At 32.1% G+C, this 21,085-nt stretch carries 28 protein-coding genes and 1 pseudogene; 19 read left to right on the top strand and 10 right to left on the bottom strand.

The genetic code is table 11. The features are described 5' to 3' along the window. Nucleotides 1-9 precede the first annotated feature (9 nt). Together ANASTE_RS01270 and ANASTE_RS01275 are read left to right on the top strand one after the other, a co-directional pair. Nucleotides 10-1,044: an alcohol dehydrogenase catalytic domain-containing protein gene (locus ANASTE_RS01270; protein WP_039944581.1), complete on the top strand. Its 1,035-nt coding sequence runs from the start codon at nucleotides 10-12 to the stop codon at nucleotides 1,042-1,044. Between the two features lie 370 nt (nucleotides 1,045-1,414). Beyond that, nucleotides 1,415-2,215 (top strand): hypothetical protein, encoded by an 801-nt coding sequence (locus tag ANASTE_RS01275; RefSeq protein WP_007049056.1) that lies wholly within the window; start codon nucleotides 1,415-1,417, stop codon nucleotides 2,213-2,215. 42 nt (nucleotides 2,216-2,257) lie between these two features. Here the strand turns inward: ANASTE_RS01275 and ANASTE_RS01280 are convergent, their stop codons facing one another. Continuing rightward, complete coding sequence (locus ANASTE_RS01280; RefSeq protein ID WP_007049057.1) at nucleotides 2,258-3,010, bottom strand: MerR family transcriptional regulator; 753 nt, start codon at nucleotides 3,008-3,010, stop codon at nucleotides 2,258-2,260. Between the two features lie 104 nt (nucleotides 3,011-3,114). Here ANASTE_RS01280 and ANASTE_RS01285 point away from each other — a divergent pair, with 104 nt between their 5' ends. The 3 genes from ANASTE_RS01285 to ANASTE_RS01295 all read left to right on the top strand — a co-directional run bounded on the left by ANASTE_RS01285 (nucleotide 3,115) and on the right by ANASTE_RS01295 (nucleotide 6,086). Continuing rightward, nucleotides 3,115-4,446, top strand: a complete 1,332-nt coding sequence (locus ANASTE_RS01285) for an MATE family efflux transporter (protein ID WP_007049058.1) — start codon at nucleotides 3,115-3,117, stop codon at nucleotides 4,444-4,446. Nucleotides 4,447-4,598: 152 nt separating this feature from the next. Continuing rightward, entirely contained in the window at nucleotides 4,599-5,069 is a 471-nt protein-coding gene (locus tag ANASTE_RS01290) for a YbaK/EbsC family protein (RefSeq protein ID WP_007049059.1), read from the top strand. A 513-nt stretch (nucleotides 5,070-5,582) separates the two neighbouring features. Continuing rightward, entirely contained in the window at nucleotides 5,583-6,086 is a 504-nt protein-coding gene (locus tag ANASTE_RS01295; RefSeq protein ID WP_007049061.1) for a GNAT family N-acetyltransferase, read from the top strand. Between the two features lie 71 nt (nucleotides 6,087-6,157). Here ANASTE_RS01295 and ANASTE_RS01300 read toward each other — a convergent pair whose 3' ends face one another. Continuing rightward, nucleotides 6,158-7,048 (bottom strand): SPL family radical SAM protein, encoded by an 891-nt coding sequence (locus tag ANASTE_RS01300; RefSeq protein WP_007049062.1) that lies wholly within the window; start codon nucleotides 7,046-7,048, stop codon nucleotides 6,158-6,160. Between the two features lie 202 nt (nucleotides 7,049-7,250). Here ANASTE_RS01300 and ANASTE_RS01305 point away from each other — a divergent pair, with 202 nt between their 5' ends. From ANASTE_RS01305 to ANASTE_RS01315, 3 genes are all read left to right on the top strand, one after another. Continuing rightward, on the top strand, nucleotides 7,251-7,907 hold the full coding sequence (locus ANASTE_RS01305) for a GyrI-like domain-containing protein (protein ID WP_007049063.1): 657 nt from the start codon (nucleotides 7,251-7,253) through the stop codon (nucleotides 7,905-7,907). A gap of 289 nt (nucleotides 7,908-8,196) precedes the next feature. Then, nucleotides 8,197-8,658: an alpha/beta fold hydrolase gene (locus ANASTE_RS01310; protein ID WP_007049064.1), complete on the top strand. Its 462-nt coding sequence runs from the start codon at nucleotides 8,197-8,199 to the stop codon at nucleotides 8,656-8,658. A gap of 307 nt (nucleotides 8,659-8,965) precedes the next feature. Further along, the gene (locus tag ANASTE_RS01315) at nucleotides 8,966-9,649 is read left to right on the top strand and encodes a TIGR00266 family protein (protein WP_039944582.1); all 684 of its coding nucleotides are present in this window, start codon (nucleotides 8,966-8,968) and stop codon (nucleotides 9,647-9,649) included. Nucleotides 9,650-9,721: 72 nt separating this feature from the next. On the opposite strand, the gene ANASTE_RS01320 is transcribed toward ANASTE_RS01315, so the two are convergent. The 3 genes from ANASTE_RS01320 to ANASTE_RS01330 all read right to left on the bottom strand — a co-directional run bounded on the left by ANASTE_RS01320 (nucleotide 9,722) and on the right by ANASTE_RS01330 (nucleotide 11,935). After that, the gene (locus ANASTE_RS01320) at nucleotides 9,722-10,720 is read right to left on the bottom strand and encodes a GGGtGRT protein (protein WP_007049066.1); all 999 of its coding nucleotides are present in this window, start codon (nucleotides 10,718-10,720) and stop codon (nucleotides 9,722-9,724) included. A 15-nt stretch (nucleotides 10,721-10,735) separates the two neighbouring features. Then, nucleotides 10,736-11,428 carry an iron-sulfur cluster assembly scaffold protein gene (locus ANASTE_RS01325; RefSeq protein ID WP_007049067.1) on the bottom strand — a complete coding sequence of 231 codons (693 nt, stop codon included), beginning with the start codon at nucleotides 11,426-11,428 and terminating at the stop codon, nucleotides 10,736-10,738. Between the two features lie 132 nt (nucleotides 11,429-11,560). After that, on the bottom strand, nucleotides 11,561-11,935 hold the full coding sequence (locus tag ANASTE_RS01330; protein ID WP_007049068.1) for a metal-dependent transcriptional regulator: 375 nt from the start codon (nucleotides 11,933-11,935) through the stop codon (nucleotides 11,561-11,563). 154 nt (nucleotides 11,936-12,089) lie between these two features. Between ANASTE_RS01330 and ANASTE_RS11640 the strand changes: the two genes are divergently transcribed. From ANASTE_RS11640 to ANASTE_RS12015, 6 genes and pseudogenes are all read left to right on the top strand, one after another. Then, a complete protein-coding gene (locus ANASTE_RS11640) occupies nucleotides 12,090-12,242 on the top strand; it encodes a FeoB-associated Cys-rich membrane protein (protein WP_007049069.1) in 153 nt (50 codons plus the stop codon). Between the two features lie 106 nt (nucleotides 12,243-12,348). After that, entirely contained in the window at nucleotides 12,349-13,227 is an 879-nt protein-coding gene (locus ANASTE_RS11170; protein WP_052294575.1) for an Ig-like domain-containing protein, read from the top strand. Between the two features lie 52 nt (nucleotides 13,228-13,279). Continuing rightward, nucleotides 13,280-13,753: pseudogene (locus ANASTE_RS12370) on the top strand (Ig-like domain-containing protein); the annotation flags it as partial. 39 nt (nucleotides 13,754-13,792) lie between these two features. After that, nucleotides 13,793-14,524 (top strand): Ig-like domain-containing protein, encoded by a 732-nt coding sequence (locus ANASTE_RS11175; protein ID WP_007049071.1) that lies wholly within the window; start codon nucleotides 13,793-13,795, stop codon nucleotides 14,522-14,524. Between the two features lie 20 nt (nucleotides 14,525-14,544). Continuing rightward, complete coding sequence (locus ANASTE_RS01345) at nucleotides 14,545-14,931, top strand: hypothetical protein (protein WP_007049072.1); 387 nt, start codon at nucleotides 14,545-14,547, stop codon at nucleotides 14,929-14,931. Nucleotides 14,932-15,145: 214 nt separating this feature from the next. Next, entirely contained in the window at nucleotides 15,146-15,550 is a 405-nt protein-coding gene (locus tag ANASTE_RS12015) for a hypothetical protein (RefSeq protein ID WP_007049073.1), read from the top strand. A gap of 3 nt (nucleotides 15,551-15,553) precedes the next feature. Here the strand turns inward: ANASTE_RS12015 and ANASTE_RS01350 are convergent, their stop codons facing one another. The 4 genes from ANASTE_RS01350 to ANASTE_RS01365 form a co-directional block, all read right to left on the bottom strand. Continuing rightward, entirely contained in the window at nucleotides 15,554-16,138 is a 585-nt protein-coding gene (locus tag ANASTE_RS01350; RefSeq protein ID WP_007049074.1) for a helix-turn-helix domain-containing protein, read from the bottom strand. 3 nt (nucleotides 16,139-16,141) lie between these two features. Further along, nucleotides 16,142-16,501: a GIY-YIG nuclease family protein gene (locus ANASTE_RS12405; protein ID WP_007049075.1), complete on the bottom strand. Its 360-nt coding sequence runs from the start codon at nucleotides 16,499-16,501 to the stop codon at nucleotides 16,142-16,144. Nucleotides 16,502-16,611: 110 nt separating this feature from the next. Next, nucleotides 16,612-17,034: a flavodoxin gene (locus ANASTE_RS01360; RefSeq protein ID WP_007049076.1), complete on the bottom strand. Its 423-nt coding sequence runs from the start codon at nucleotides 17,032-17,034 to the stop codon at nucleotides 16,612-16,614. Between the two features lie 17 nt (nucleotides 17,035-17,051). Further along, nucleotides 17,052-17,621: a DUF3793 family protein gene (locus tag ANASTE_RS01365; RefSeq protein ID WP_007049077.1), complete on the bottom strand. Its 570-nt coding sequence runs from the start codon at nucleotides 17,619-17,621 to the stop codon at nucleotides 17,052-17,054. A gap of 339 nt (nucleotides 17,622-17,960) precedes the next feature. On the opposite strand from ANASTE_RS01365, the gene ANASTE_RS01370 reads away from it, so the two are divergent. The 3 genes from ANASTE_RS01370 to ANASTE_RS12330 all read left to right on the top strand — a co-directional run bounded on the left by ANASTE_RS01370 (nucleotide 17,961) and on the right by ANASTE_RS12330 (nucleotide 19,269). After that, nucleotides 17,961-18,389 carry a GNAT family N-acetyltransferase gene (locus tag ANASTE_RS01370; protein ID WP_007049078.1) on the top strand — a complete coding sequence of 143 codons (429 nt, stop codon included), beginning with the start codon at nucleotides 17,961-17,963 and terminating at the stop codon, nucleotides 18,387-18,389. Nucleotides 18,390-18,519: 130 nt separating this feature from the next. Beyond that, nucleotides 18,520-19,080, top strand: a complete 561-nt coding sequence (locus ANASTE_RS01375) for an alpha/beta fold hydrolase (protein WP_007049079.1) — start codon at nucleotides 18,520-18,522, stop codon at nucleotides 19,078-19,080. A 39-nt stretch (nucleotides 19,081-19,119) separates the two neighbouring features. Further along, on the top strand, nucleotides 19,120-19,269 hold the full coding sequence (locus ANASTE_RS12330) for a hypothetical protein (RefSeq protein WP_007049080.1): 150 nt from the start codon (nucleotides 19,120-19,122) through the stop codon (nucleotides 19,267-19,269). A gap of 25 nt (nucleotides 19,270-19,294) precedes the next feature. Here the strand turns inward: ANASTE_RS12330 and ANASTE_RS01380 are convergent, their stop codons facing one another. Then, entirely contained in the window at nucleotides 19,295-19,792 is a 498-nt protein-coding gene (locus ANASTE_RS01380) for a hypothetical protein (RefSeq protein ID WP_007049081.1), read from the bottom strand. Nucleotides 19,793-19,948: 156 nt separating this feature from the next. Here ANASTE_RS01380 and ANASTE_RS01385 point away from each other — a divergent pair, with 156 nt between their 5' ends. Further along, entirely contained in the window at nucleotides 19,949-20,167 is a 219-nt protein-coding gene (locus ANASTE_RS01385; protein ID WP_039944583.1) for a helix-turn-helix transcriptional regulator, read from the top strand. Beyond that, the gene (locus tag ANASTE_RS01390; RefSeq protein ID WP_007049083.1) at nucleotides 20,154-20,600 is read left to right on the top strand and encodes a hypothetical protein; all 447 of its coding nucleotides are present in this window, start codon (nucleotides 20,154-20,156) and stop codon (nucleotides 20,598-20,600) included. The genes ANASTE_RS01385 and ANASTE_RS01390 overlap by 14 nt, the downstream gene beginning before the upstream one ends. The last annotated feature ends 485 nt before the right edge of the window (nucleotides 20,601-21,085 follow it).

Consider the following 21,085-nt stretch of genomic DNA (forward strand, 5'->3'; position numbering starts at 1 on the left):
GTGAATAATATGAAAGCACTTGTACTAAAAGGAAAATGTAAGGTTGATTATGAAGATGTAGAAACGCCGAAGTGTCCTAAAAGAGGTCTTCTTTTAAAAATAGAAGCCGTGGGGCTTTGCGGCAGTGATGTCAGGACTTATGCGTTCGGACACCATAATGTAGAGTATCCCGCCGTACTTGGGCACGAAAATGTGGGAAGGATAATAGAAGTATCTGAAGGTGTAGATGGATACGAAGTTGGAGAGCGTATCATGATGCATCCGGGTATACCATGCGGGAAATGTACTTATTGTCAAAGCGGGCTTCAGTCACTTTGTGAAAACAGGCTGACATATGGACATACTATTTATGGCGGAATGGCGGAATATATGGCTGTTCCGAAAGAAGGTATAGACAGAGGGCTTATACTAAAAGTTCCAAAAAATATAAAAAGTGAAGAGATAGTTACCGTTGAACTTCTTTCTTCTGTACTCAATGCACAGGAAAATGCGGGAGTGAACATAGGTGATACAGTAGTTATAATCGGGACCGGTCCAATTGGATGTCTTCACTCCGAAATATCCAGATTAAAGGGAGCAAAGAAAATAATCATGGTTGATTTGAAAGCTTCCCGTCTTGAGATGTGCAAACAGTTCAGCGGTACGGATTTTATAGATTCTTCCAAGTACGATCCGATAGAAAAAGTCATGGAACTGACTGGCGGAATTGGGGCAGATCATGTAATAGTTGCGGCTCCTTCTGCGGATGCTCATTATCAAGGACTTAGGATGCTCAAAAAAAGAGGTACTCTTGTACTGTTCGGCGGACTGAATAAAGATAATCCATGGACCAAGCTGGACGCAAATTTAATTCATTACAGAGAACTTACCATAAAAGGTGCTTTCGGATACGGATTTTCCGTATTTTCCAAAGCATTCGATATAGTATGCAACAAAATGCTCAGGGGTAATATAGTGACACATATAATTCCATTGAAAGATATGGAAAAAGGTGTGTCTTTAATTAAAAAGGGTGAAGCTTTAAAAGTAGTAATGAAGCCATAAAATGATATATAAAAACATAGAAACAAAAAACATCTTTCTTTTAAAGATGTTTTTTTCTTTCATGAAAAATATTTTGTAATATTTAAAACAGTTAAATTTCTTATAAAATATTGAAAAATTATATTTACCGCTATTTATTTTTTATTACTTATTAATTATAGGCAAAAATGATAAATATAAAATTTATTGAAAAAATAATGCCGTATAAAGATAAAGAGTAGAGAAAAGGAAAAGAATGTTTAAAAATATAAAGTACTAAAATAAAAAAGTATGAATAATGTATATATTTAAAATACCTAATAACTCAATGGATAATTATCTTGATTTTTAGAAAAAATAAAAGTTAGATTATTTATATAAGGATAAAAATATGTTTTATAAAGATTATTTCAATAAATCGGTAAAGTCGGCAACGGAATATAAAATAAGATATTTAAAATATTTACTTAATGATAGTAATATTTATAAATTTATTCAATTTAATGATAACGAAGAAGAAAATCTTTTAAAACTGGAATCCCTTAAAAACGGTACTTTGTGGTTTAGTTATTACAGATATTTAAACGATCCTACGGAATATAAGATAGAATACAATATCAGAAAGACACAAAAGAATACAAATCTTAGCAGGGAAGAGATAGAATATTTAAACGGTTCAATGAAAGAGATGTATGACGTGTGCTGTTTTTCGTATAAATATAACGATTATATGTGGGATATTTATGCAAATGACGGAAACGGTCTGTGTATAGTGTTTCAGTCCCTTGACCTTGATATGCTTTATCCTATAGATTATATCGAAAAGAATAAAATCCCATTTACAAATTTGATAATCAATTCTTTCAAAGCTTTGGATGAGGGGATAATAACGAATATCCCAATGGCTGTTCTTCCCTTCGTCGTGAAAAATCCAATGAACGGATATTTGAATTCCACTAAGGAGAATGAGATAAGGATGTTATATTCATTCTATTCTGATAAGGATATAACGGACGGAAAACTGTATCCCGATATAAAAATGAGAAGCGGTTATCTCGGATTGAACGTCCCTTACGATAAAGTTGATTTAAGACTTAAAAAAGTTATAATCGGAAAAGGGTGCAGCGCAGAGCTCCTGGAGAAAATCCTTGAGATTTGTGAAGAGAATGATTATGATTATGAGATAAAGTAGGGGAATTAAATAGTTCTTTATAAAAGGTAGTAGGGCAGAACCCTAAATATCCCATATTTCAATAAAAGCTTCATAGTAATCATATTTCCCATTATCATAATCGGTCAGCAGATACCTTGCAATGAGTTTTCCAACTTGGTATCCTCTTTTACTAAGTTCTTTCACGTGTTTGAACACATCTGTATTTAAGCTGTAGTAATCCTGTTTTAATATGAATCTTGCATATTTATATTTCCCTTTTTCGTTTTTCCATAGTACATTGTCTTTTTCTGTTACATTATCCGTGATAAATCCGTATTTATATATATTTTTTTCTCTGTCGATGAAGTAAACAAAATGTCCCGGCGCCGAAGAGTACTTATTTAAAATCTCTCTGTTTGACATTTCAAATTCTATTACCGTTCCGATATTGTTTATTTCATTTACGATTTCATAAGGATTTTCCTTTAAATAGTAGAAAGTTTTCGTTTGTTCCAGTCTTTCATCGATTAAATTCCTAGTCTTTTTTAAATTTTTGATTTGTTCATTGATTATTTTTTTATTATTTATGAGTATCTGTTCTATATCTTCGGTACTTTTAAAGTTTATTTCCTTTAATTCTTTTATTGGGATATTAAGCTTTCTGTAAAATAAGATATCAAGAATTTCAAATATAGACGAGACTGAGAACTCTCTGTATTCATTGTTATAATTTCTGTCAAGACTTATAAGTCCTTCGCTTTCCCAGTATCTTATTGTTGATTTCGGAATTCCCAAAGTTTTTGAAATAGTTCCTATATTAAATTTATCTTCCATAATTATCTCCTTTATTAAAATTATATATAAAAACCTATTGACATTCAAGTAACTTTAAGGTTTATAATCAGTAACGTCAGTTAAATAAATGAGAGGAGGAAATTATGAATAATAGTATTTCAAAAGAATTTAACTTGAGTTCCCTTATAAAATTCAGTTTGCCTACGATTATTATGATGCTATTTATGGCTCTTTATACTATCGTAGACGGAGTATTCGTATCAAGGATTGTGGGAATAAACGGACTTAGCGCAATAAATATAATTGAGCCTCTCATGAATTTGTTTTTTGGGGCAGCAATTATGTTTGGTACGGGAGGAAGTGCGATAATAGGAAGGAAGATCGGGGAGAAAAAAGACGATGAAGCAAACGGAGATCTATCTTTGATAGTCCTTACCGTGTTTATTATAAGTGCAGTGATGTCGGTGATTTCTCTTTTATTCCTGGATAAAATAATATACTTTTTAGGAGCCAGCGATGTATTGTTTAAATATTGCTATGACTATCTAAAAATATGTCTGACCTTTATCCCTTTGCTTATGTTTCAGCTCGTGTTCAGCAGTCTGTTCGTAACTGCGGGTAAGCCTGCATTGGGACTTGCTTTTACGATAATTGCGGGAATAACCAATATATTTTTGGACTATATTTTTATGGTGCCTATGGATATGGGGATTTCCGGAGCTGCTTTGGGGACTACTATAGGATATATGATACCGTCTGCTGCGGGACTTATATTCTTCATATTTAATAAAAAAGGACTTCATTTCGGGAAAATCGATAAGAACTTAAAGGTACTTACAAAGTGCATGACAAACGGAGCTTCCGAAATGGTGGGACATGTTTCCATGTGTATAACGAACTGGATGTTCAACGTTACTCTTATGAGGATGCTCGGAGAACAAGGAGTTGCGGCTATATCCCTTTTACTTTATGCACAGTTTTTGTTCAACTCCATGTATATGGGTTTCTCCAGCGGGGTTGCTCCTATTATAAGTTATAACTTCGGGAGTGAAAATAAACTTCAGCTGCAAAGGATATTTAAGAACAGTATCAAGATAATAATGGTATCTACGGTGACAATATTTGTTATGTCCCTTGTATTTGCACAGGATGTGGTTTCGATTTTCATTCCAAAAAGCAGTGATACGTATGGACTTGCAATAAGAGCATATTTATTATTCTCGGTAACGTTCCTGTTCTCGGGTTTTAATATTTTTGCTTCATCTATGTTTACCGCACTGTCGAACGGAAAAATATCCGCACTTATATCATTTATGAGGACTTTTGTTTTCATTGCGGGAGCTATAATCCTTCTGCCGCTTATCATAGGTGTGGACGGATTGTGGCTTGCAATTCCCATAGCGGAAGTGCTTGCACTTATAATATCCATAATTTGTATAGTAAAACAGAAGGATAGGTATAATTATATTAATTAAAAAACAAAGGGGTACTGCCTCTTTGTTTTTATTTATAAGAGGAATATTTTAACCTTACATAAAAGCCTTACGGCTTTTTTTATTTTGTTATGGGGATTTTCCCGGGGTAATGTGCTATAATAGAACAAAAATTATTTTCAGAGGTTATATATATGGCTATAGATTTGGTAAAAGAATATTTTGATAAATTTAATATAAAAGATAAAGTGCTGGAGTTCGATGTATCCAGTGCAACAGTGGAGCTTGCGGCAAAGGCATTGAACACCGAAGGAGCGAGGATCGCAAAGACTCTGTCATTTAAGGATAAAGCAGAAGACAACAACTGTATATTGGTAGTCACAGCGGGAGATGCAAGAATAGATAACAAAAAATTCAAGGCAGAATTTAATCAAAAGGCGAAAATGTTAAGTGCGGATGAAGTTGAAGAGTTCACAAATCACAAGATAGGCGGTGTATGTCCTTTTGCAAATCCTCAGGGAGTAAAAACATATCTTGATGTTTCGATGAAAAGGTTCGATACCGTTTTCCCTGCATGCGGAAGTGCGAACAGTGCCATAGAACTGACATGTGACGAACTTTTTAAATACTCCAATGCCTTAAAATGGGTCGATGTTACGCAGTAATAAATATATATAATTATAATTTTGATATTATAAAGTTTTAAATTATTATAAGTAAAAAGATATAACGTTATATGTAGTATGGGGTTTAATGATAAAATATAAAAATTACATAAATGTTTTTAATGATTTTATATTAAGTAGTGATAATTCTTTTATAATTAATTTACGTTATATAATAAGAAAATAAAATTGATTTTAATCCTCTGGTTTTTCTTATTTTAAATTGGGATTTAATGAACTTTTTTATAAAGGGGTTATGAAATTCAACAATAAAAGTAAAAATGGTACTAAAACTAAACATATATAATTTAGTTAAGCTCGACGGTTATATAATGTATGTAACGATGATTTATGACTTGTTTTTTATATTTATTATCCTTATACTATTTTAATTTTTAATTATGGTTCATATTTTGCATTTTACTTGATTGTAAGAAGTTGAATGATAATAAGATTTATTTTGTTTTTTGATTATTTTTATAAGAAATCTAAAGAGAAAGGGAGGTGATAGAGATGAAATTTGAATTAAAAAACTGGGACGAAAAGTATATAAAAGATGTGGCCAAACATGCAAATAATGAAAAAATCGCAAGTAAATTGAGGGATGTTTTCCCATATCCTTATACTTATGAAGATGCAGAGTGGTACGTTAAGGACTGCATTTTAAACGAGGGGAATAACAATATAACAAGAGCTATAGTTATAAACGGTGAAGCAGTGGGCAGTATAGGCGTTTTTGTCATGGATGATGTGTACAAAAAAAGTGCAGAAATAGGCTACTGGCTGGGTGAAGATTACTGGGGCAAAGGTATTATGAGCGAAGCTGTAAATATAATCATAAAAGAAGCTTTTGATAGGTTCGATATAGTGAGGATACATGCAGAGATTTTTTCAAATAACCCGGGTTCAAAGGGAGTTCTTGAAAAAGCCGGGTTTAAATTTGAAGGCAGGAAAGAAAAAAGCATATATAAAAATGGCGAAATTTTAGATAGCCTCGTTTACGCTTATATAAAATAAGGATTTGGTATCTTCCAAGTCCTTATTTTTTGTTCGATTTAATTTAACTGGTATTGAATATCAGTTAAAATTTAAAATAATGAAAGTTGTTCAACTTCAATACTCTTTTTAAAATCTCTTATACCTTTCATGTAATTCCCGCTGACTTCATACTTTCTTCTTACATCATTTATTTTTTTATACATTTCTTCTTTATATTCTTTTGATACGTAAGCACCTTTGCCGTATACGTTCTTGACATTTTCATATTCATCGTGGAAATAATCCTTTACGAAATCCATAAATACTTTTTTTGTATCTCCTTTTAAATTAAGGGGACCGGTAAGTATATAATTTATGTCAATGTCTTTTCCATAGGCAAAAATTTCCTCCAGATTATCTCTGTCATCGGTTATATACGGCATTATGGGCATGGTATGGATAGCTCGGCTGGCTTTGGTTTTCTTCATTTCTCTGAGCATATTCACTCTTCTTTTTGAGCTTACGCTGCCGGGTTCTATTATCCTTCTCCTGTCTTCATCCATTACGGTTATTGTTGAAGCGATATTTACATAAGTCAGCCTTGAAAGTTCATCTATGAGTTCGATATCCCTCAGTATCAAATCCGATTTTGTGGAGATAATGACAGGCTGTTCGTATTTTATCATCAGCTTTAGTATCTCGGGCATTATTTTATACTTTTCTTCTATGGGCTGATAAGAATCGGTGACGCTTCCCAAGTTTATGACATCTTTATTTCTCTTTCTTCTGAGTTCCTTTTCAAGGACTTCGACTATATTTGTTTTAACAAAAACATCTCCGAAAAAATTATCCGACTGTAAGTATCTGTTGGAATATATTGCATAGCAGTATTTACATCCGTGAGTACAGCCTCTGTATACATTTAAATCAAGATGATAGGGGAGTCTTGAATTTGATATCCTGTTTATCGCGCTTTTACATGTTATTTCTTTTATTGTCATAATATTGTCCTTGTATATATTATTAGAACTTTTGTTCGTTGTATTTATTATAACAAAATAAAGCCCTTTTATCAATACTTTTGTACTGGTGTTCTTATAACAGCTTTGCCTCTTGAATGTTGTTTCTTATAAAGAAAACTCTTGACTCTGACACTATGCCAGGGTTTATAATAAGAATAACGAATTAAAGGAAGTGTAAAAAATGGAAAAATTTGATTACAAAAAAGAATATAAAGATTTATATATGCCTAAAAAGAAACCGTCTATCATAGATGTTCCAAAGATGAATTTTATAATGGTAAAAGGAAAGGGAAATCCCAATACATCGATAGAATATAAGAATGCCATGGAAATACTCTACGGGCTTTCGTTTACCATAAAAATGAGCAAAATGAGTAAAGACCCCATGGATAGGATAGAGGGATATTTTGAATATGTGGTTCCTCCTTTGGAAGGGCTTTGGTGGCTTGATGAAGGAGGTTTTGACGGTATAAACATAACTGATAAGGACAAGTTTCAGTGGTATTCCATGATAAGACAGCCCGAGTTTGTAACGAGAGATGTATACGAATATGCACTTGAAAAGTTTTCAAAAAAGAAACCTGAGGTTGATTTATCAAATACTCGGTTTAAAACCATTGAAGAGGGGTTATGCGTCCAGATAATGCATATGGGATCCTATGATGATGAACCAGCTTCGATAGCAAAGATGAATGAGTTCATAGAAAAAGAGGGGTACGAAACCGATATAAATGATGAAAGGCTTCATCATGAAATATATCTTTCCGACCCGAGAAAAGTCAAGAATATAAATAATTTGAAGACGGTTATTCGTCATCCTGTTAAAAAAAGAAAATAGGGGCTCTGCCCCTAAAACCCCGCAAAGTTTTTTCCGAAGCAAAAAAACTTTGAGTTAAATGCTTCCGCTGGGCGCGGTGCCTTATAACGCGACCGGATTTTCTGCAAAATGCTGCCCGCATTTTGCGTAACAGTCGCTGCTCCGCCCTTTTGGGCAGGGATGTTGTATTAATTTATTTCTGAAATTTTTTACTTAGTTACTGAAATCAAGTATTTGAGGAATATAAAAAACAAAATAGTTTACATCGTTGTGTCATTTGGAAATTTAAGAAGCTCCTGTATCTTCAAAGATGTTTAAGCCTATCTTATCTCTGTATAAAAATAATTTTAAGGTCATTCTTATAGATTTTTTAGGCTGTGGTAAATCGGATAGGGTAGAAAAGTTCGATACTGATTTATGGATAGATCAGGGGAAGCAAGTTACTAAACTTATAAAGCATCTGGGGTACGATAAAGTAAGTCTTATGGGAACCAGCGGAGGTGCATGGGCGGCAATAAATGCGGCGCTTTACTGTCCTAAGCTAATAAATAAAGTAGTTGCAGACAGCTTTGACGGAAGAAAACTAGGCGATACTTTTAAAGAAGATTTGATAGAAGAAAGAAGAAATGCAAAGAAAAGTATTTTTACTAAATGCTTTTATAAATGGTGTCATGGTAAAGATTGGGAAAATGCAGTGGACTCTGACACAGAGGTGCTTATAAAAATGTCTGCGGAAGATGTTCCTTTATTTTATAGACCTATAAAGGAATGATCCGTTCCGCTTCTTCTTACAGTCAGCATTGGAGATGAAATGATAAAAAAGGATTTTATCATAGGGATAGAAAAAGAGTGGGTAACCATTCTTTTTTAATATGAACTGCTGCAAAATATCCTCTATATTATAAATATGAGTATTGTTGTTATAATATTTGCCAGTATTATTATACTTCTCGGAAGAATATTTTTAATTGTTGTCATATCATATAACGATAATTAACTTAACGGTGTTTTTTTATATATTAATAATTTTAATTGACATAATTTTTATTTTGTTATATGATAAAAAAAAGGAGAAAAAAATGAAAGATTATGAAATTTTAGGCGGTAGTTTACCCACTGTAGTATGTAATCTTGCTCCAGGTGAGACAATGATTACCGAAAGCGGAAGTATGAGTTGGATGTCACCTAATATCAGAATGGAAACAACCACAGGTGGAGGTATGAAAAAAATGCTTGGTAGGTTAGCTTCCGGAGAATCTATGTTCCAAAACAAGTATACAGCACAAAATACAGAAGGGAAAATTGCATTTTCTTCTAGTTTCCCTGGTGCAATTATTCCTTTTGAAATCGCTCCTGGAAAGAATATGATTGTTCAAAAAAGTGCTTTTCTTGCGGCTGAAGAAAGTGTTGAGCTTTCTATGTATTTTCAGAAAAAGCTCGGTAAAGGGTTATTCGGCGGAGAAGGATTGATAATGCAAAAACTTAGCGGACAAGGAACTGCATTTATAGAAATTGACGGAGGTAGTGTAGAATATGATTTAGCACCTGGTGAAGAGCTTATTGTAAGTACTGGATATCTTGCAGCTATGGAAGAAACTTGCTCAATGGATGTACAAATGGTAAAAGGAGCAAAAAATATTTTACTTGGCGGAGAAGGTTTATTCAATACTGTAGTTAAAGGACCTGGAAAAGTTATTCTTCAAACAATGCCAATAAGTAATGTTGCTGAATTATTAATTCCGTTTATAGAAAATAATAAGTAATATACACATAATTTTTTTATTAAATCTTAAAGTGTAAAAAAGACACCTTATGGTGTCTTTTTTATTTACTAATTATTTATGAGCTTCTTCGATTGCAACAGAAACCGAAACTGTAGCACCAACCATAGGGTTGTTACCCATACCGATAAGTCCCATCATTTCTACGTGAGCAGGAACTGATGAAGAACCGGCGAATTGAGCGTCTGAATGCATTCTTCCCATTGTATCTGTCATACCGTAAGAAGCAGGACCTGCAGCCATGTTGTCAGGATGAAGTGTTCTTCCTGTACCACCACCGCTTGCTACCGAGAAGTATTTTTTACCTTCTTGTACGCATTCTTTCTTGTATGTACCTGCAACAGGATGTTGGAATCTTGTTGGATTTGTTGAGTTACCTGTGATAGATACGTCAACTCCTTCTTTATGCATGATGGCAACGCCTTCTCTAACATCATCGGCACCGTAACATCTTACTTTAGCTCTAGGGCCGTCAGAGTAAGCTGTTTCGTTTACGATGTTTAATTCTCCTGTATAGTAATCAAATTTTGTTTGTACATATGTGAAGCCATTGATTCTTGAGATAATTTGAGCAGCGTCTTTACCAAGACCATTTAAAATTACTCTTAAGTCTTTGTTTCTAACTTTGTTAGCTGAGTTGGCGATACCGATGGCGCCTTCTGCAGCAGCGAATGATTCGTGACCTGCAAGGAATGCGAAACATTCTGTTTCTTCTGAAAGTAACATACTTGCAAGGTTACCGTGACCTAAACCTACTTTTCTGTCATCTGCAACCGAACCCGGGATACAAAATGCTTGTAGTCCTTCACCTATAACTTTTGCAGCTTCTACAGCTGTAGTAGCTCCTCTTTTAATAGCAAGTGCAGCACCTACTATATAAGCCCAACATGCGTTTTCAAAACAAATAGGTTGGATTCCTTTTACTATAGCTGCAACGTCGATACCTTTATCATCACAGATTTGTTTTGCTTCTTCAAGTGACTTGATACCGTCTTTATTTAAAGCTTCTTCAATTTGTTTAATTCTTCTTTCGTAACTTTCAAATAATGCCATTTTATTTCCTCCCTCCTACTCGTTTCTTGGGTCGATAGTTTTTACCGCTTCATCGAATCTGCCATATTTACCGCTGGCTTTTTCGATAGCTTCCATAGCGTCGACACCTTTTTTAATGTTTTGCATCATAACACCTAGGTTTACATATTTGTAACCGATGATTTCATCGTTTTTATCCAAACCGATTTCTGTTATGTAACCTTCAGATAATTCTAAGTATCTAGGTCCTTTTTTAGTTGTTGCATAGCAAGTACCTGTTTGACTTCTGTGTCCTTTACCTAAGTCTTCAAGACCTGCTCCGATTGCAAGACCGCCTTCAGAGAATGCTGATTGAGATCTGCCGTAAACTATTTGCAAGAATAATTCTCTCATAGCTGTGTTGATAGCATCACAGACAAGGTCTGTGTTTAAAGCTTCAAGTAAAGTTTTACCGATTAAGATTTCGCTTGCCATAGCAGCTGAATGTGTCATTCCCGAACATCCAAGAGTTTCAACCAAAGCTTCTTCGATTATACCGTCTTTAATGTTTAAAGTCAGTTTACAAGCTCCTTGTTGAGGTGCACACCAACCAACACCGTGTGTAAGACCGCTGATATCTTTGATTTCTTTTGACTGTACCCATTTTCCTTCTTCAGGAATAGGTGCAGGGCCATGATTTGCGCCTTTTTTAACTACGCACATGTTTTCTACTTCTGTTGTATAAATCATATTTACCTCCTAATAAACTTCACAAATGTATATTTGTCTTTTAAAGTCCAATTCATTTTAACATAATATTTCTTCACTTTCAATTAAACTTTTGTCAAAAAAAATAAAAAAACAGAGAAATTATTTCTCTGCTTATTTTTCCATACATTTCTTGGCATGTGCTTTGATTTTTTCAAAACTGTCAGTACTTATCACATGTTCCATTCTGCATGCATCTTCCATTGCAATTTTTTCTTCTACGCCCAAAGTTATTAAAAATTTCCCAAGAGTGACATGCTTTTCGTAAACCGCACCGGCAACCTCTTTACCTTCTTCGGTAAGTTTTATAAGTCCGCTTTCATCAACTGTTATATATCCCTTTTCTTTGATCAGTTTTATGGCTCTCGATACACTGGGTCTGGAAAAATCAAGTTCGTTTGCTATATCTATAGACCTAACATTGCCCTTTCTCTTTTGTAAAATAAGTATTGTTTCTAAATAGTTTTCTTGTGATTCCTTTGTCTTCATATAATATATACTCCATAAAAATAATTACATCCATTATAACATAAATTTTATTTTGTCAATATAAATATTAAATAATGTATATATATTTGTTTTAATAATGTATCAATATCATGTTTTTATGATAAAATTATAAAAAACATGGTGGGAGAGAGATATGAATTTAAGTTCTTATATAATACTTGGAATAATTTTAATTTTGTTTTTATTTGCATTAATAAAAGTTATAAAAAACAGGGGGAAGTGCAGCTGCGGTTGTGATGACTGTCCGAGCAGGGGGAGTTGTCATGAGGAGAAGAAAGAGAAGTGAGACTAATATTTATATCTGTTTTTATAATATAAATTTAACATAATATTTAATTTTTAATAATGGATAATAACTTAATATGTTTTTACTAACAAAAAGGGGAAGGAAAATGAAAAAGCTAACAAAAATAATAACAATGTTATTGGCAGTATTGATGATTTTAACATCGGTTCCGATAAATGTTTTTGCTTCTGAAAATAAAACATTTAATGACATCAATACTCAAAGTATGGAAGATGATAAAGAAATAGTTATCGAAGAAGAAAAAGAAGAAGTTTCTTCCGATAGGGGAGAGAAAGAAGAAGTTAAATCTAACGAAGAGAAGTCTACCGTAAAAGAAGAAACAAAAAAGGAAGTAAAAGAATCTTCCGATAAAGATGAAAATAAAACTAGTAAAGAATCATCTATACCTAAAACTAAGAAAACTTTAAGCAAAAGTGCAAGAGCTGTTTCTTCCATAAATATAGAAAAAGTCAAATATGACGGAGAAGAACACGATATAGAAATCATAGACGGTGTTAAAACAATCAAAGTTGGAAAACCAAATATAAAAATAGAACTCATTTATTCATATGAAGGCACCGGATCCTGTATGATAAGTTCCGGCGATAATTATAAAATTGCTTTTATAGGTGATGGAGAAGAATATAGGTCAATAGATATAGGAAGTAAGATGTATCTTTATATCGGAAATGAAAAAGGTACTACAGTAGAAACAATAAGTGATGAAAATTATAATATTAAAGATACTATAAAAATTATTGCAGAAGATAATATCCCAACAACCGGAATAGCATTAAAACAAAGCGATATCACATTAGAAAGAACAAAGACTTACCAATTAAAAGAAAATATCGAGCCTTGGAACGCAAGCAATACTACTGTAACATGGTCTAGTGACGATCCGACAGTTGCAAGCGTTGATTCTAAAGGTAAAGTAACAGCAAAAAAAAGTAGGCAGTGCGGTTATAACAGCGACAAACTCTAACGGACAAACAGCAAGCTGTAATGTAACCGTAAAAGAAAGTAAAGTTACAAGTATAAAATTAAACAGAACAAGTTTTAATACTTCTTATAAAAAGAACGTACAGCTAAAAGCAACCGTTTCTCCTTCTTATGCGGAAAACAAAAGTATAAAATGGTTTACATCAAACAGTAAGATCGCCACAGTTACATCCGGCGGTTATGTAAAAACTACAGGAAGATACGGAAGTTGTTATATATATGCAAAGGCAGCAGACGGAAGCGGTAAATACTCAAGATGTAAAGTTACTACATTTAAGAATAGAGTTAAGAGTCTAAAGATAAGTAAAAGCAAAGTTACAATATCCAAAAAGGGTAGGACCTATAAATTAAAAGCCAGTGTAAAAGGTAAAAACTCTTCTTACAGGGCTAGCAATACAGGTATTAAATGGAAAAGTTCAAATAAGAAAATAGCTACAGTATCATCAAGCGGTAAAGTAAAAGCTAAAAGATACGGAAAATGTTATATCTACGCATATGCAAAAGATAATAAGAAGATCAAGAAGAGATGTAAAGTAACGGTCAAGACAGTGAAATTAAAGAAAATGTCAGCTTCAGCTTACGTTGAATTTACTAACTTCTCTAATTTCAAAAAAGGACTTATCGGTTCTAAGAAGAAGATAAGCGTTAAATTGAATCCTTCATCGCCTACGGATAACAAAGTATATTACAAATCTTCAAATAAGAAAGTTGCTACAGTAAATTCAAAAGGAACAGTAACAGCTAAGGGTTATGGTATGTGTAATATAACCGTAACTACTCGTGCGAAAGTTAAAGGCAAAAAAATCAAGAAGACAGTTCCGGTATATGTAAACGGCGGTAAGTATTACTACGTTAACGGTTGGAAGATGTCTATAGTATTAAACGAAGTAAACAAAAGAAGAAAAGCTAAAGGATATTCACCGCTTGTATGGACAAATTCATCTTATGAAAATAAAAGAGTAAGATCATGGACTAATAGATTTTATTCATGGACGGATAATAAGTTTTATAAAATGGGAGAAAAAGATTTAAGAAATGTACATGATGATAATTGGATAGATAAGCATATAAGTGGACAGCAGTTTAGTGAAAGTGTAGGAACAATAGGTAGTAAAAATTCTTATAAAACACAAAAACAAAGGGATTCTAGATTAAAAAGTTCTACAAATAGAATTATAGTACATGATAATAAGATAGTAACAAATAAAAATATTAAATACTTTGTTGCATGGCATTGTAATGGTAAATATTATAATTTTAGTAATATAAGAAGTTACTAATAATTTATAAAGGGGTTAATATGGATAATAAAATTTTATCAATACTTGTTTTGAGCTGCTTTCTTCTAATGTTAAACTTTGTAACACTTTTTTATTATATTTATTCAGAAAAAAAATATAGAAAAGAACTCTTGGTAGGATTGAAGCAGATTAAGAGTGATAATAGTATCTTTTCTAAAGTGTATAAAGAATATAAAATAAAATTTGGTAATAGAGAAGATTATTATTATGACTTTGGAGAACTTCATCCGGTAAAAATCCAGAAAGAAGGAAAAACATTAATAGTACATTACGGTAACAAAAATAAGGTATATAGTAACTATGATTATTATAAAGTAAATAATAAAGGTGAAGGTGATTTAGATATAAATAGAATGGTAGATTATTATAAACAAGAAATAGAATAGTATAAGAAATATTAAAAAAAGACAACAAAAAAGTTGTCTTTTTTATTTAGATACCTATAACAGGAGAAGACTTATAAAAGATTTTCTATCAAAAGCATCAAAGACTTAAATTATATTATTAATATTTATGTGTGTTGTGCAGTTAATCGTTATTTTTTGATTATCGAATATATTGGTTTAAATAATACTTTTAAATATAAAAAATAATGAATATATGCTTACTAATTTCTTATATTCCTTTTGTATAACTTTGTTATTCTCTCTATCCTCCACATTATTATATTTTGACTTTATTTTAAATTTAATTATCAATGACAGGATAAAGATCAATTTAATAAAATATTTTGCCCCAGCTTCTTTTGGCGTTTATTTATTACATGTTCAGCCTTTGGTTTGGAATAAAATAATAAAAAATGGATTTGTTTTTATTGGTAATTTTCGAACAAGCGTTATACCTTTTTCACTCATTGCATGTGGATTTTTGATTTTAATAACCGGACTTATAATCGATAATTTAAGAATCATAATATTTAAAATATTGAGAATTGATAAAATACCTGATAAAATAGAAAATATGATAAATTATATAATTAAAAAAAGAAGTACTGAAAGTATATAATTTTCAGTACTTCTTCATATATAGTCCCTCCGTTTTTGAGTATGCGTAAAATATCCCACGACCGGAGTATCTGAACCTTGCTTCTGCATTGCCTTCAGGATATAGTTTATTTAGATATACTTTGTCATAGGTCACATATGCAATGAATGATATATAGTTTTCTTTGGTCATTGCATGGTCCATATGAACATAGAATTCATTATCGATAAAATCTACTTTGATAAGTTCTTTATCCAAACTATCGCTTACATTAAGTTCTTTCAGCGGGGAAGAACAGCATGAAGCATTTATTTCATTTGTGCTTATTATTATATTGTCACATTTATCGCAGACATAAAACTTGGTGTTTTTCATATTTCCTCCTTTATTATCGTTTGTACTTATTTCTCCCGTAAGTAAATAATCTATTTGAGTGTCAAGTACTTCGGACAAAGAGCTTAAAATGCTTATATCCGGAAGTCCGTTTCCCGTTTCCCATTTTGATATTGTCTTGTCGCTTACGTTTAGCATATCTCCTATCTCTTTTTGAGTCATATCCTTTTTTATTCTTAAAGTTTTTATCAAGTTTCCTATTTTTATATTATTCATTCTTTAATTCCTTTTCTTTTTCATCCTTTTAGCTTTAGCATTTGATGATAAACATTCTTCCAAAAGCTCATCAAGTTTTTTTAATGCTTTTTCTTTATCTTCTTCTGATTTTATCTCAAGTCTTTTATATATTTTAATTTCAAAGTTATCGGCTCCGTATTCATTCCATAATTCCTGTAAATATTTATTTGGATATGAACCGCTGTTCAGCTTTACTTTGTTGCTGTTTAATTTTGCCTTTATATCATTTGCCGTTACTAGGAATACTTCATTTGTTTTAATACATTCATATGATAAAATACCCATTTCGGGAGTTCTGTTTTTATACTCATATATCATCTGTTTTCTTTTTTCTCTATCCATTTTATTACCTCGAATGATATTATATCATATATAAATGTTTTTGAACTCTACGCTTGGTGGAATAAAAAAAGAAGCATATTTCTATGCTTCTTAAACAAAATAATTATTATTTATGCAAGAGATTTACCCAAATTCTTTAAATCATCATTGATGCTGTCATCGGGAGCTCCGCAGCAAATCACGCTTTCTGATGTAAGGTTTGCACCGTCTTCTTTACACATATCTTCCCAATTTCTCATCCATTCTCCGTCGCCCCAGCCGTAAGAACCGAATAAAGCTATATTTTTTCCGCTTAACTTGCTTTCAACATCCATGAACATCGGTTCAAATTCACTTTCTTCCAGCTGTTCGCTTCCCATAGAAGGACATCCGAAGGCGATCCCGTCGTAGTTTTCAACCATATCACCGCTGAAATCCGCAGACATGAAAATATCTGCCTGACTTCCCGCTTCTTCGAGACCTGCTTTGACCATATCAGCCATTGCTTCGGTGTTACCTGTTCCGCTCCAGTATACAACTGCTATTTTTTTCATATTTCACCTCTTAAAGTTTATTTTTTATTTTGAATGCTTACGGTAAGCTTTGATATCGTACTGCCGCTTAAAAAAAGCTTAGAATATATTTTTTTGCATTTGTTAAATTTATTGAATATCTTAACCGCTTCACATTCGTTGCAGTACACTTTCCAGCATCCCGAGCACTTACTGTTTTGTCCGGCATTTTCTATAAATCCTTTGACATCCTCAAGGGGATATCCTAAAAACATTCCTATTTCATGGGGAAATTCTTCGCTTTCCCTAAGTCTTGTTTTTAATCTTTTTATCATGTAATATGTATTAAAATCTTCATATCCGTACTTATATAAAAATTTTTTTGCATTTTCATTATTTATATCTTCTCTGAGTTTCTTTACTCTGTAAACATATATAAGAGCAGTGTCAGTGTTTTGTTTGATTATTTCAAGGATTATTCCTTTCTTGTTTAATTCTCTGTTCCATTTCTTTACGTCGGCTTTGAGTGCTGTCTCGTCATCATATGGATAGTTGAACAAATTTGCAGTCTTTAGACCGCCGAGAGTGGGGGAACAATGCTCAATTAAATATTTCTCAAACAAAATCATACACCTCGCATTTCTGATAGAATGGTAATGGTACCGCATAAAACAAATATTTGGAAGTTATGGCTATTTTAGGGTGTGCACAGTATGCAGTACCTTTCATTCTATTAAATATAAAAAGAGATAAATATTATGTTAGTCCTTGCTAACAAAATATATGTAATACATATATATTCATTATGAGTGTTAGCTATTGCTAACAAAGATAAGATACCATTATTTCTATAATTTGTCAACACCTTTTTTATAATTTCTAAAATCAATATTATTAAGGATTTTAATTATATTATTAAACTGTTCTTTATGTTATATTTAAATAAAAAGATATAAAGGAAGATATTTATGAAGATAAGGGAAATAAAAGAAGAGGAGATTTCCTCGGCTCTTGGTTTGGTATGGAAAGTATTCTTGAAATACGAAGCACCTTCTTATCCAAATGAGGGAATAGAGGAATTTAAAAGCTTTTTAAACAGCAGTGAAGAAATATCCAAGTTAAATATATACGCTTGTTTTAAGGATGAAGAAATTATAGGTGTAATTGCTATTAGAGAAAGTCATATATCTCTATTTTTTGTTGATGACAAATATCATAGAACAGGTATAGGAAGAAAGTTATTTGATTATATAAGAAGTATTGTTAGTCATGATATTACGGTAAATTCTTCACCATATGCTGTGGAAGTATACCATAAGCTTGGTTTTACCGATACCGATAAGGAACAAATGTCAAATGGGATAATATATACTCCCATGATTTATAAAGGAATATGATATAATACTGATATAATAAATAATAAAAGGAGAAAAGTGATGGGTATCTGGACTGAATAGTAAGCGAGGCTTTATTTTTTATTGCCTTGCTAATCATTTATTTAAATAAAAAAATGAATTGGGGGCATATATGTCATATTTTAAATATAAAAACAAGAATGTATATTACTGCGAAATAGGTAATGGGAAACCGGTAATGTTCCTTCACGGTAATGGGGTATCTTCAAAGATGTTTAAGCCTATCTTATCTCTGTATAAAAATAATTTTAAGGTCATTCTTATAGATTTTTTAGGCTGTGGTAAATCGGATAGGGTAGAAAAGTTCGATACTGATTTATGGATAGATCAGGGGAAGCAAGTTACTAAACTTATAAAGCATCTGGGGTACGATAAAGTAAGTCTTATGGGAACCAGCGGAGGTGCATGGGCGGCAATAAATGCGGCGCTTTACTGTCCTAAGCTAATAAATAAAGTAGTTGCAGACAGCTTTGACGGAAGAAAACTAGGCGATACTTTTAAAGAAGATTTGATAGAAGAAAGAAGAAATGCAAAGAAAAGTATTTTTACTAAATGCTTTTATAAATGGTGTCATGGTAAAGATTGGGAAAATGCAGTGGACTCTGACACAGAGGTGCTTATAAAAATGTCTGCGGAAGATGTTCCTTTATTTTATAGACCTATAAAGGAATGATCCGTTCCGCTTCTTCTTACAGTCAGCATTGGAGATGAAATGATAAAAAATGATTTTATCTCAGAATATGAAGAAATCGTTGGAGAAATCGGAGCGGGGGATATCCATATTTTTAAAAAAGGAAAACATCCCGCTGTCATATCAAATGCCAAAGAAGCGTCAAAAATCATAACAGACTTTCTTAAATAGAAAAAGAGTGGGTAACCACTCTTTTTTAATATGAACCGCTGCAAAATATCCTTTCTATTATGAAGACGAGTACGGTTGTTATAGTATTTGCAAGTATTATTCTTTTAAATAATTTAGTTTTATTTTGGGTATAACTTTTAAGTATCCCATAAACGATAGGCAGTTCTATTATTACAGTCATTAGTAAATATATAAAGCAGACATTATATGTTGGAATGTTATCAAGACATTCCTTAAATGTGTAACCTACTTCAGCACCAAATCCTTGAATGTAAATGTATGGTGCCGCAAAAGAAACCAAATTTGCCAAAGTAATTACTGTAATCACTATTATCCATTTCTTTTCGTCAAGACAGTTTATTGTCATAAGGACTTCTATAGTTAAGGTAATAATAATAACCAAAGGCAATAGATCAAATGGTCTTTTATCAACCCAGCCCCATGAGGAATTTGCATAAACGTTTTCTAAGCATAATAAAGCCGATAGTAGTGTAAATACACCGAGTAAGAATTTCTTTTTCATGATTATTTCCTCTTTTTTATATGTAATATATTTAAATTATAACATAATACTTGAATATATAAAATTTTCAAATAATTATGTAAAGGAACATTGACAAAACTTATATTAAGGCATATAATAATGTAAAGGAACCTTGTCAAAAAGGAGATGTTGTATTTGGAAAACAAAGTAGAAGAATTAAGGAAGAAGATTGGATTAAATCAGGAGAATTTTGCAAAACAGCTCAGTGTGTCGAGGCAGACTATAAGTTCCATAGAAAATGGGAAGTATAATCCTTCTCTCGAATTGGCTTTTGAAATTGCGGATTTCTTTGATAAAAGGATAGAAGAAGTTTTTATACATGAAAGGAAAGATGATAAACATGAAAAAGAATAATCTTATGCTCGGAATATTATATGCTGTTCTCGGAAGTGTATTTTTAATAATTGCCATATCAAATAACGAAAACAAATTAAGCGGTGTCCTTTGGGGGCTTACCGGAGCTATGGCCGGAATGGGGTTTGCAATCATTTATAAATATATATACTGGACACGTCCGAAGAACAAGGAAAGATACGCTGAAATGCTTGAAAATGAAAGAATAGATATGCACGATGAATTAAAGGAAAAGATTAGAGATAAAAGCGGACGTTATGCTTATGTCATCGCTCTTGTCGCAATAGCACTTTCAATGATGGTCTTTTCAGTCCTTTCCAGTCTTGAAATAATAAAAGAGGGTAAATTGATAGTGTTGTATCTCGGGGGGCTTTTAATTTTCTTATATGTGATAGGGATAATTATTTATAAAAGGCTTCTTAAAAAATATTGATTTTATATATATTTAACTAAAATAAAAGTAAGGAAAAAGCCTCTTTTCATTGTTGAAAAAATCAATGAAATAATAGGATATTTAAAAAATTTAAGTGATGAACAAATTGAAAATATTTTATCATTGGTTAAGGATTTGAATAAACAGTAAAAAATAAAACACTTAATTAAAGTGTTTTTTATTTAGCATAAATTAATAGATATAGATATTATTAAATGTTATGAAAACTAAGAGAAATAAAAATAGTAAGAATTTTGTTTTATAGGGATAGGGGTAGCGGTCGTTTGGAGAAATTGTGGGTAACAATTTCCCAAAATTCGACCGCGTTAAAGAGCCTTCACGGCGAATGAGTGAAAGAACTTTTACCCCTTTTTTGTTTCTTCGGACAAAAAAGGGCAGGGTTCCTAAGGGACGGAGTCCCTTACATCTTTGTTTTTTATTAAGAAAAACCTAAAATCTTTTATTTTTATGTAATTTATGGTATT

The organism is Anaerofustis stercorihominis DSM 17244, assembly GCF_000154825.1.
Lineage (GTDB): Bacteria > Bacillota > Clostridia > Eubacteriales > Anaerofustaceae > Anaerofustis > Anaerofustis stercorihominis.

Bases quoted from the DNA above. Each gene is read 5' to 3' on its own strand.
- ANASTE_RS01375 (WP_007049079.1), top strand. From the start codon at position 18,520: ATGTCATATTTTAAATATAAAAACAAGAATGTATATTACTGCGAAATA.
- ANASTE_RS01295 (WP_007049061.1), top strand. From the start codon at position 5,583: ATGAAATTTGAATTAAAAAACTGGGACGAAAAGTATATAAAAGATGTG.
- ANASTE_RS01310 (WP_007049064.1), top strand. From the start codon at position 8,197: ATGTTTAAGCCTATCTTATCTCTGTATAAAAATAATTTTAAGGTCATT.
- ANASTE_RS01325 (WP_007049067.1), bottom strand. From the start codon at position 11,428: ATGATTTATACAACAGAAGTAGAAAACATGTGCGTAGTTAAAAAAGGC.
- ANASTE_RS01320 (WP_007049066.1), bottom strand. From the start codon at position 10,720: ATGGCATTATTTGAAAGTTACGAAAGAAGAATTAAACAAATTGAAGAA.
- ANASTE_RS01360 (WP_007049076.1), bottom strand. From the start codon at position 17,034: ATGAAAAAAATAGCAGTTGTATACTGGAGCGGAACAGGTAACACCGAA.
- ANASTE_RS12015 (WP_007049073.1), top strand. From the start codon at position 15,146: ATGCTTACTAATTTCTTATATTCCTTTTGTATAACTTTGTTATTCTCT.
- ANASTE_RS01350 (WP_007049074.1), bottom strand. From the start codon at position 16,138: ATGAATAATATAAAAATAGGAAACTTGATAAAAACTTTAAGAATAAAA.
- ANASTE_RS01370 (WP_007049078.1), top strand. From the start codon at position 17,961: ATGAAGATAAGGGAAATAAAAGAAGAGGAGATTTCCTCGGCTCTTGGT.
- ANASTE_RS01315 (WP_039944582.1), top strand. From the start codon at position 8,966: ATGAAAGATTATGAAATTTTAGGCGGTAGTTTACCCACTGTAGTATGT.
- ANASTE_RS01365 (WP_007049077.1), bottom strand. From the start codon at position 17,621: ATGATTTTGTTTGAGAAATATTTAATTGAGCATTGTTCCCCCACTCTC.
- ANASTE_RS12330 (WP_007049080.1), top strand. From the start codon at position 19,120: ATGATAAAAAATGATTTTATCTCAGAATATGAAGAAATCGTTGGAGAA.
- ANASTE_RS01275 (WP_007049056.1), top strand. From the start codon at position 1,415: ATGTTTTATAAAGATTATTTCAATAAATCGGTAAAGTCGGCAACGGAA.
- ANASTE_RS01300 (WP_007049062.1), bottom strand. From the start codon at position 7,048: ATGACAATAAAAGAAATAACATGTAAAAGCGCGATAAACAGGATATCA.
- ANASTE_RS01270 (WP_039944581.1), top strand. From the start codon at position 10: ATGAAAGCACTTGTACTAAAAGGAAAATGTAAGGTTGATTATGAAGAT.
- ANASTE_RS01280 (WP_007049057.1), bottom strand. From the start codon at position 3,010: ATGGAAGATAAATTTAATATAGGAACTATTTCAAAAACTTTGGGAATT.
- ANASTE_RS01305 (WP_007049063.1), top strand. From the start codon at position 7,251: ATGGAAAAATTTGATTACAAAAAAGAATATAAAGATTTATATATGCCT.
- ANASTE_RS01290 (WP_007049059.1), top strand. From the start codon at position 4,599: ATGGCTATAGATTTGGTAAAAGAATATTTTGATAAATTTAATATAAAA.
- ANASTE_RS01285 (WP_007049058.1), top strand. From the start codon at position 3,115: ATGAATAATAGTATTTCAAAAGAATTTAACTTGAGTTCCCTTATAAAA.
- ANASTE_RS11640 (WP_007049069.1), top strand. From the start codon at position 12,090: ATGAATTTAAGTTCTTATATAATACTTGGAATAATTTTAATTTTGTTT.
- ANASTE_RS11170 (WP_052294575.1), top strand. From the start codon at position 12,349: ATGAAAAAGCTAACAAAAATAATAACAATGTTATTGGCAGTATTGATG.
- ANASTE_RS01345 (WP_007049072.1), top strand. From the start codon at position 14,545: ATGGATAATAAAATTTTATCAATACTTGTTTTGAGCTGCTTTCTTCTA.
- ANASTE_RS01330 (WP_007049068.1), bottom strand. From the start codon at position 11,935: ATGAAGACAAAGGAATCACAAGAAAACTATTTAGAAACAATACTTATT.
- ANASTE_RS12405 (WP_007049075.1), bottom strand. From the start codon at position 16,501: ATGGATAGAGAAAAAAGAAAACAGATGATATATGAGTATAAAAACAGA.
- ANASTE_RS01380 (WP_007049081.1), bottom strand. From the start codon at position 19,792: ATGAAAAAGAAATTCTTACTCGGTGTATTTACACTACTATCGGCTTTA.
- ANASTE_RS01390 (WP_007049083.1), top strand. From the start codon at position 20,154: ATGAAAAAGAATAATCTTATGCTCGGAATATTATATGCTGTTCTCGGA.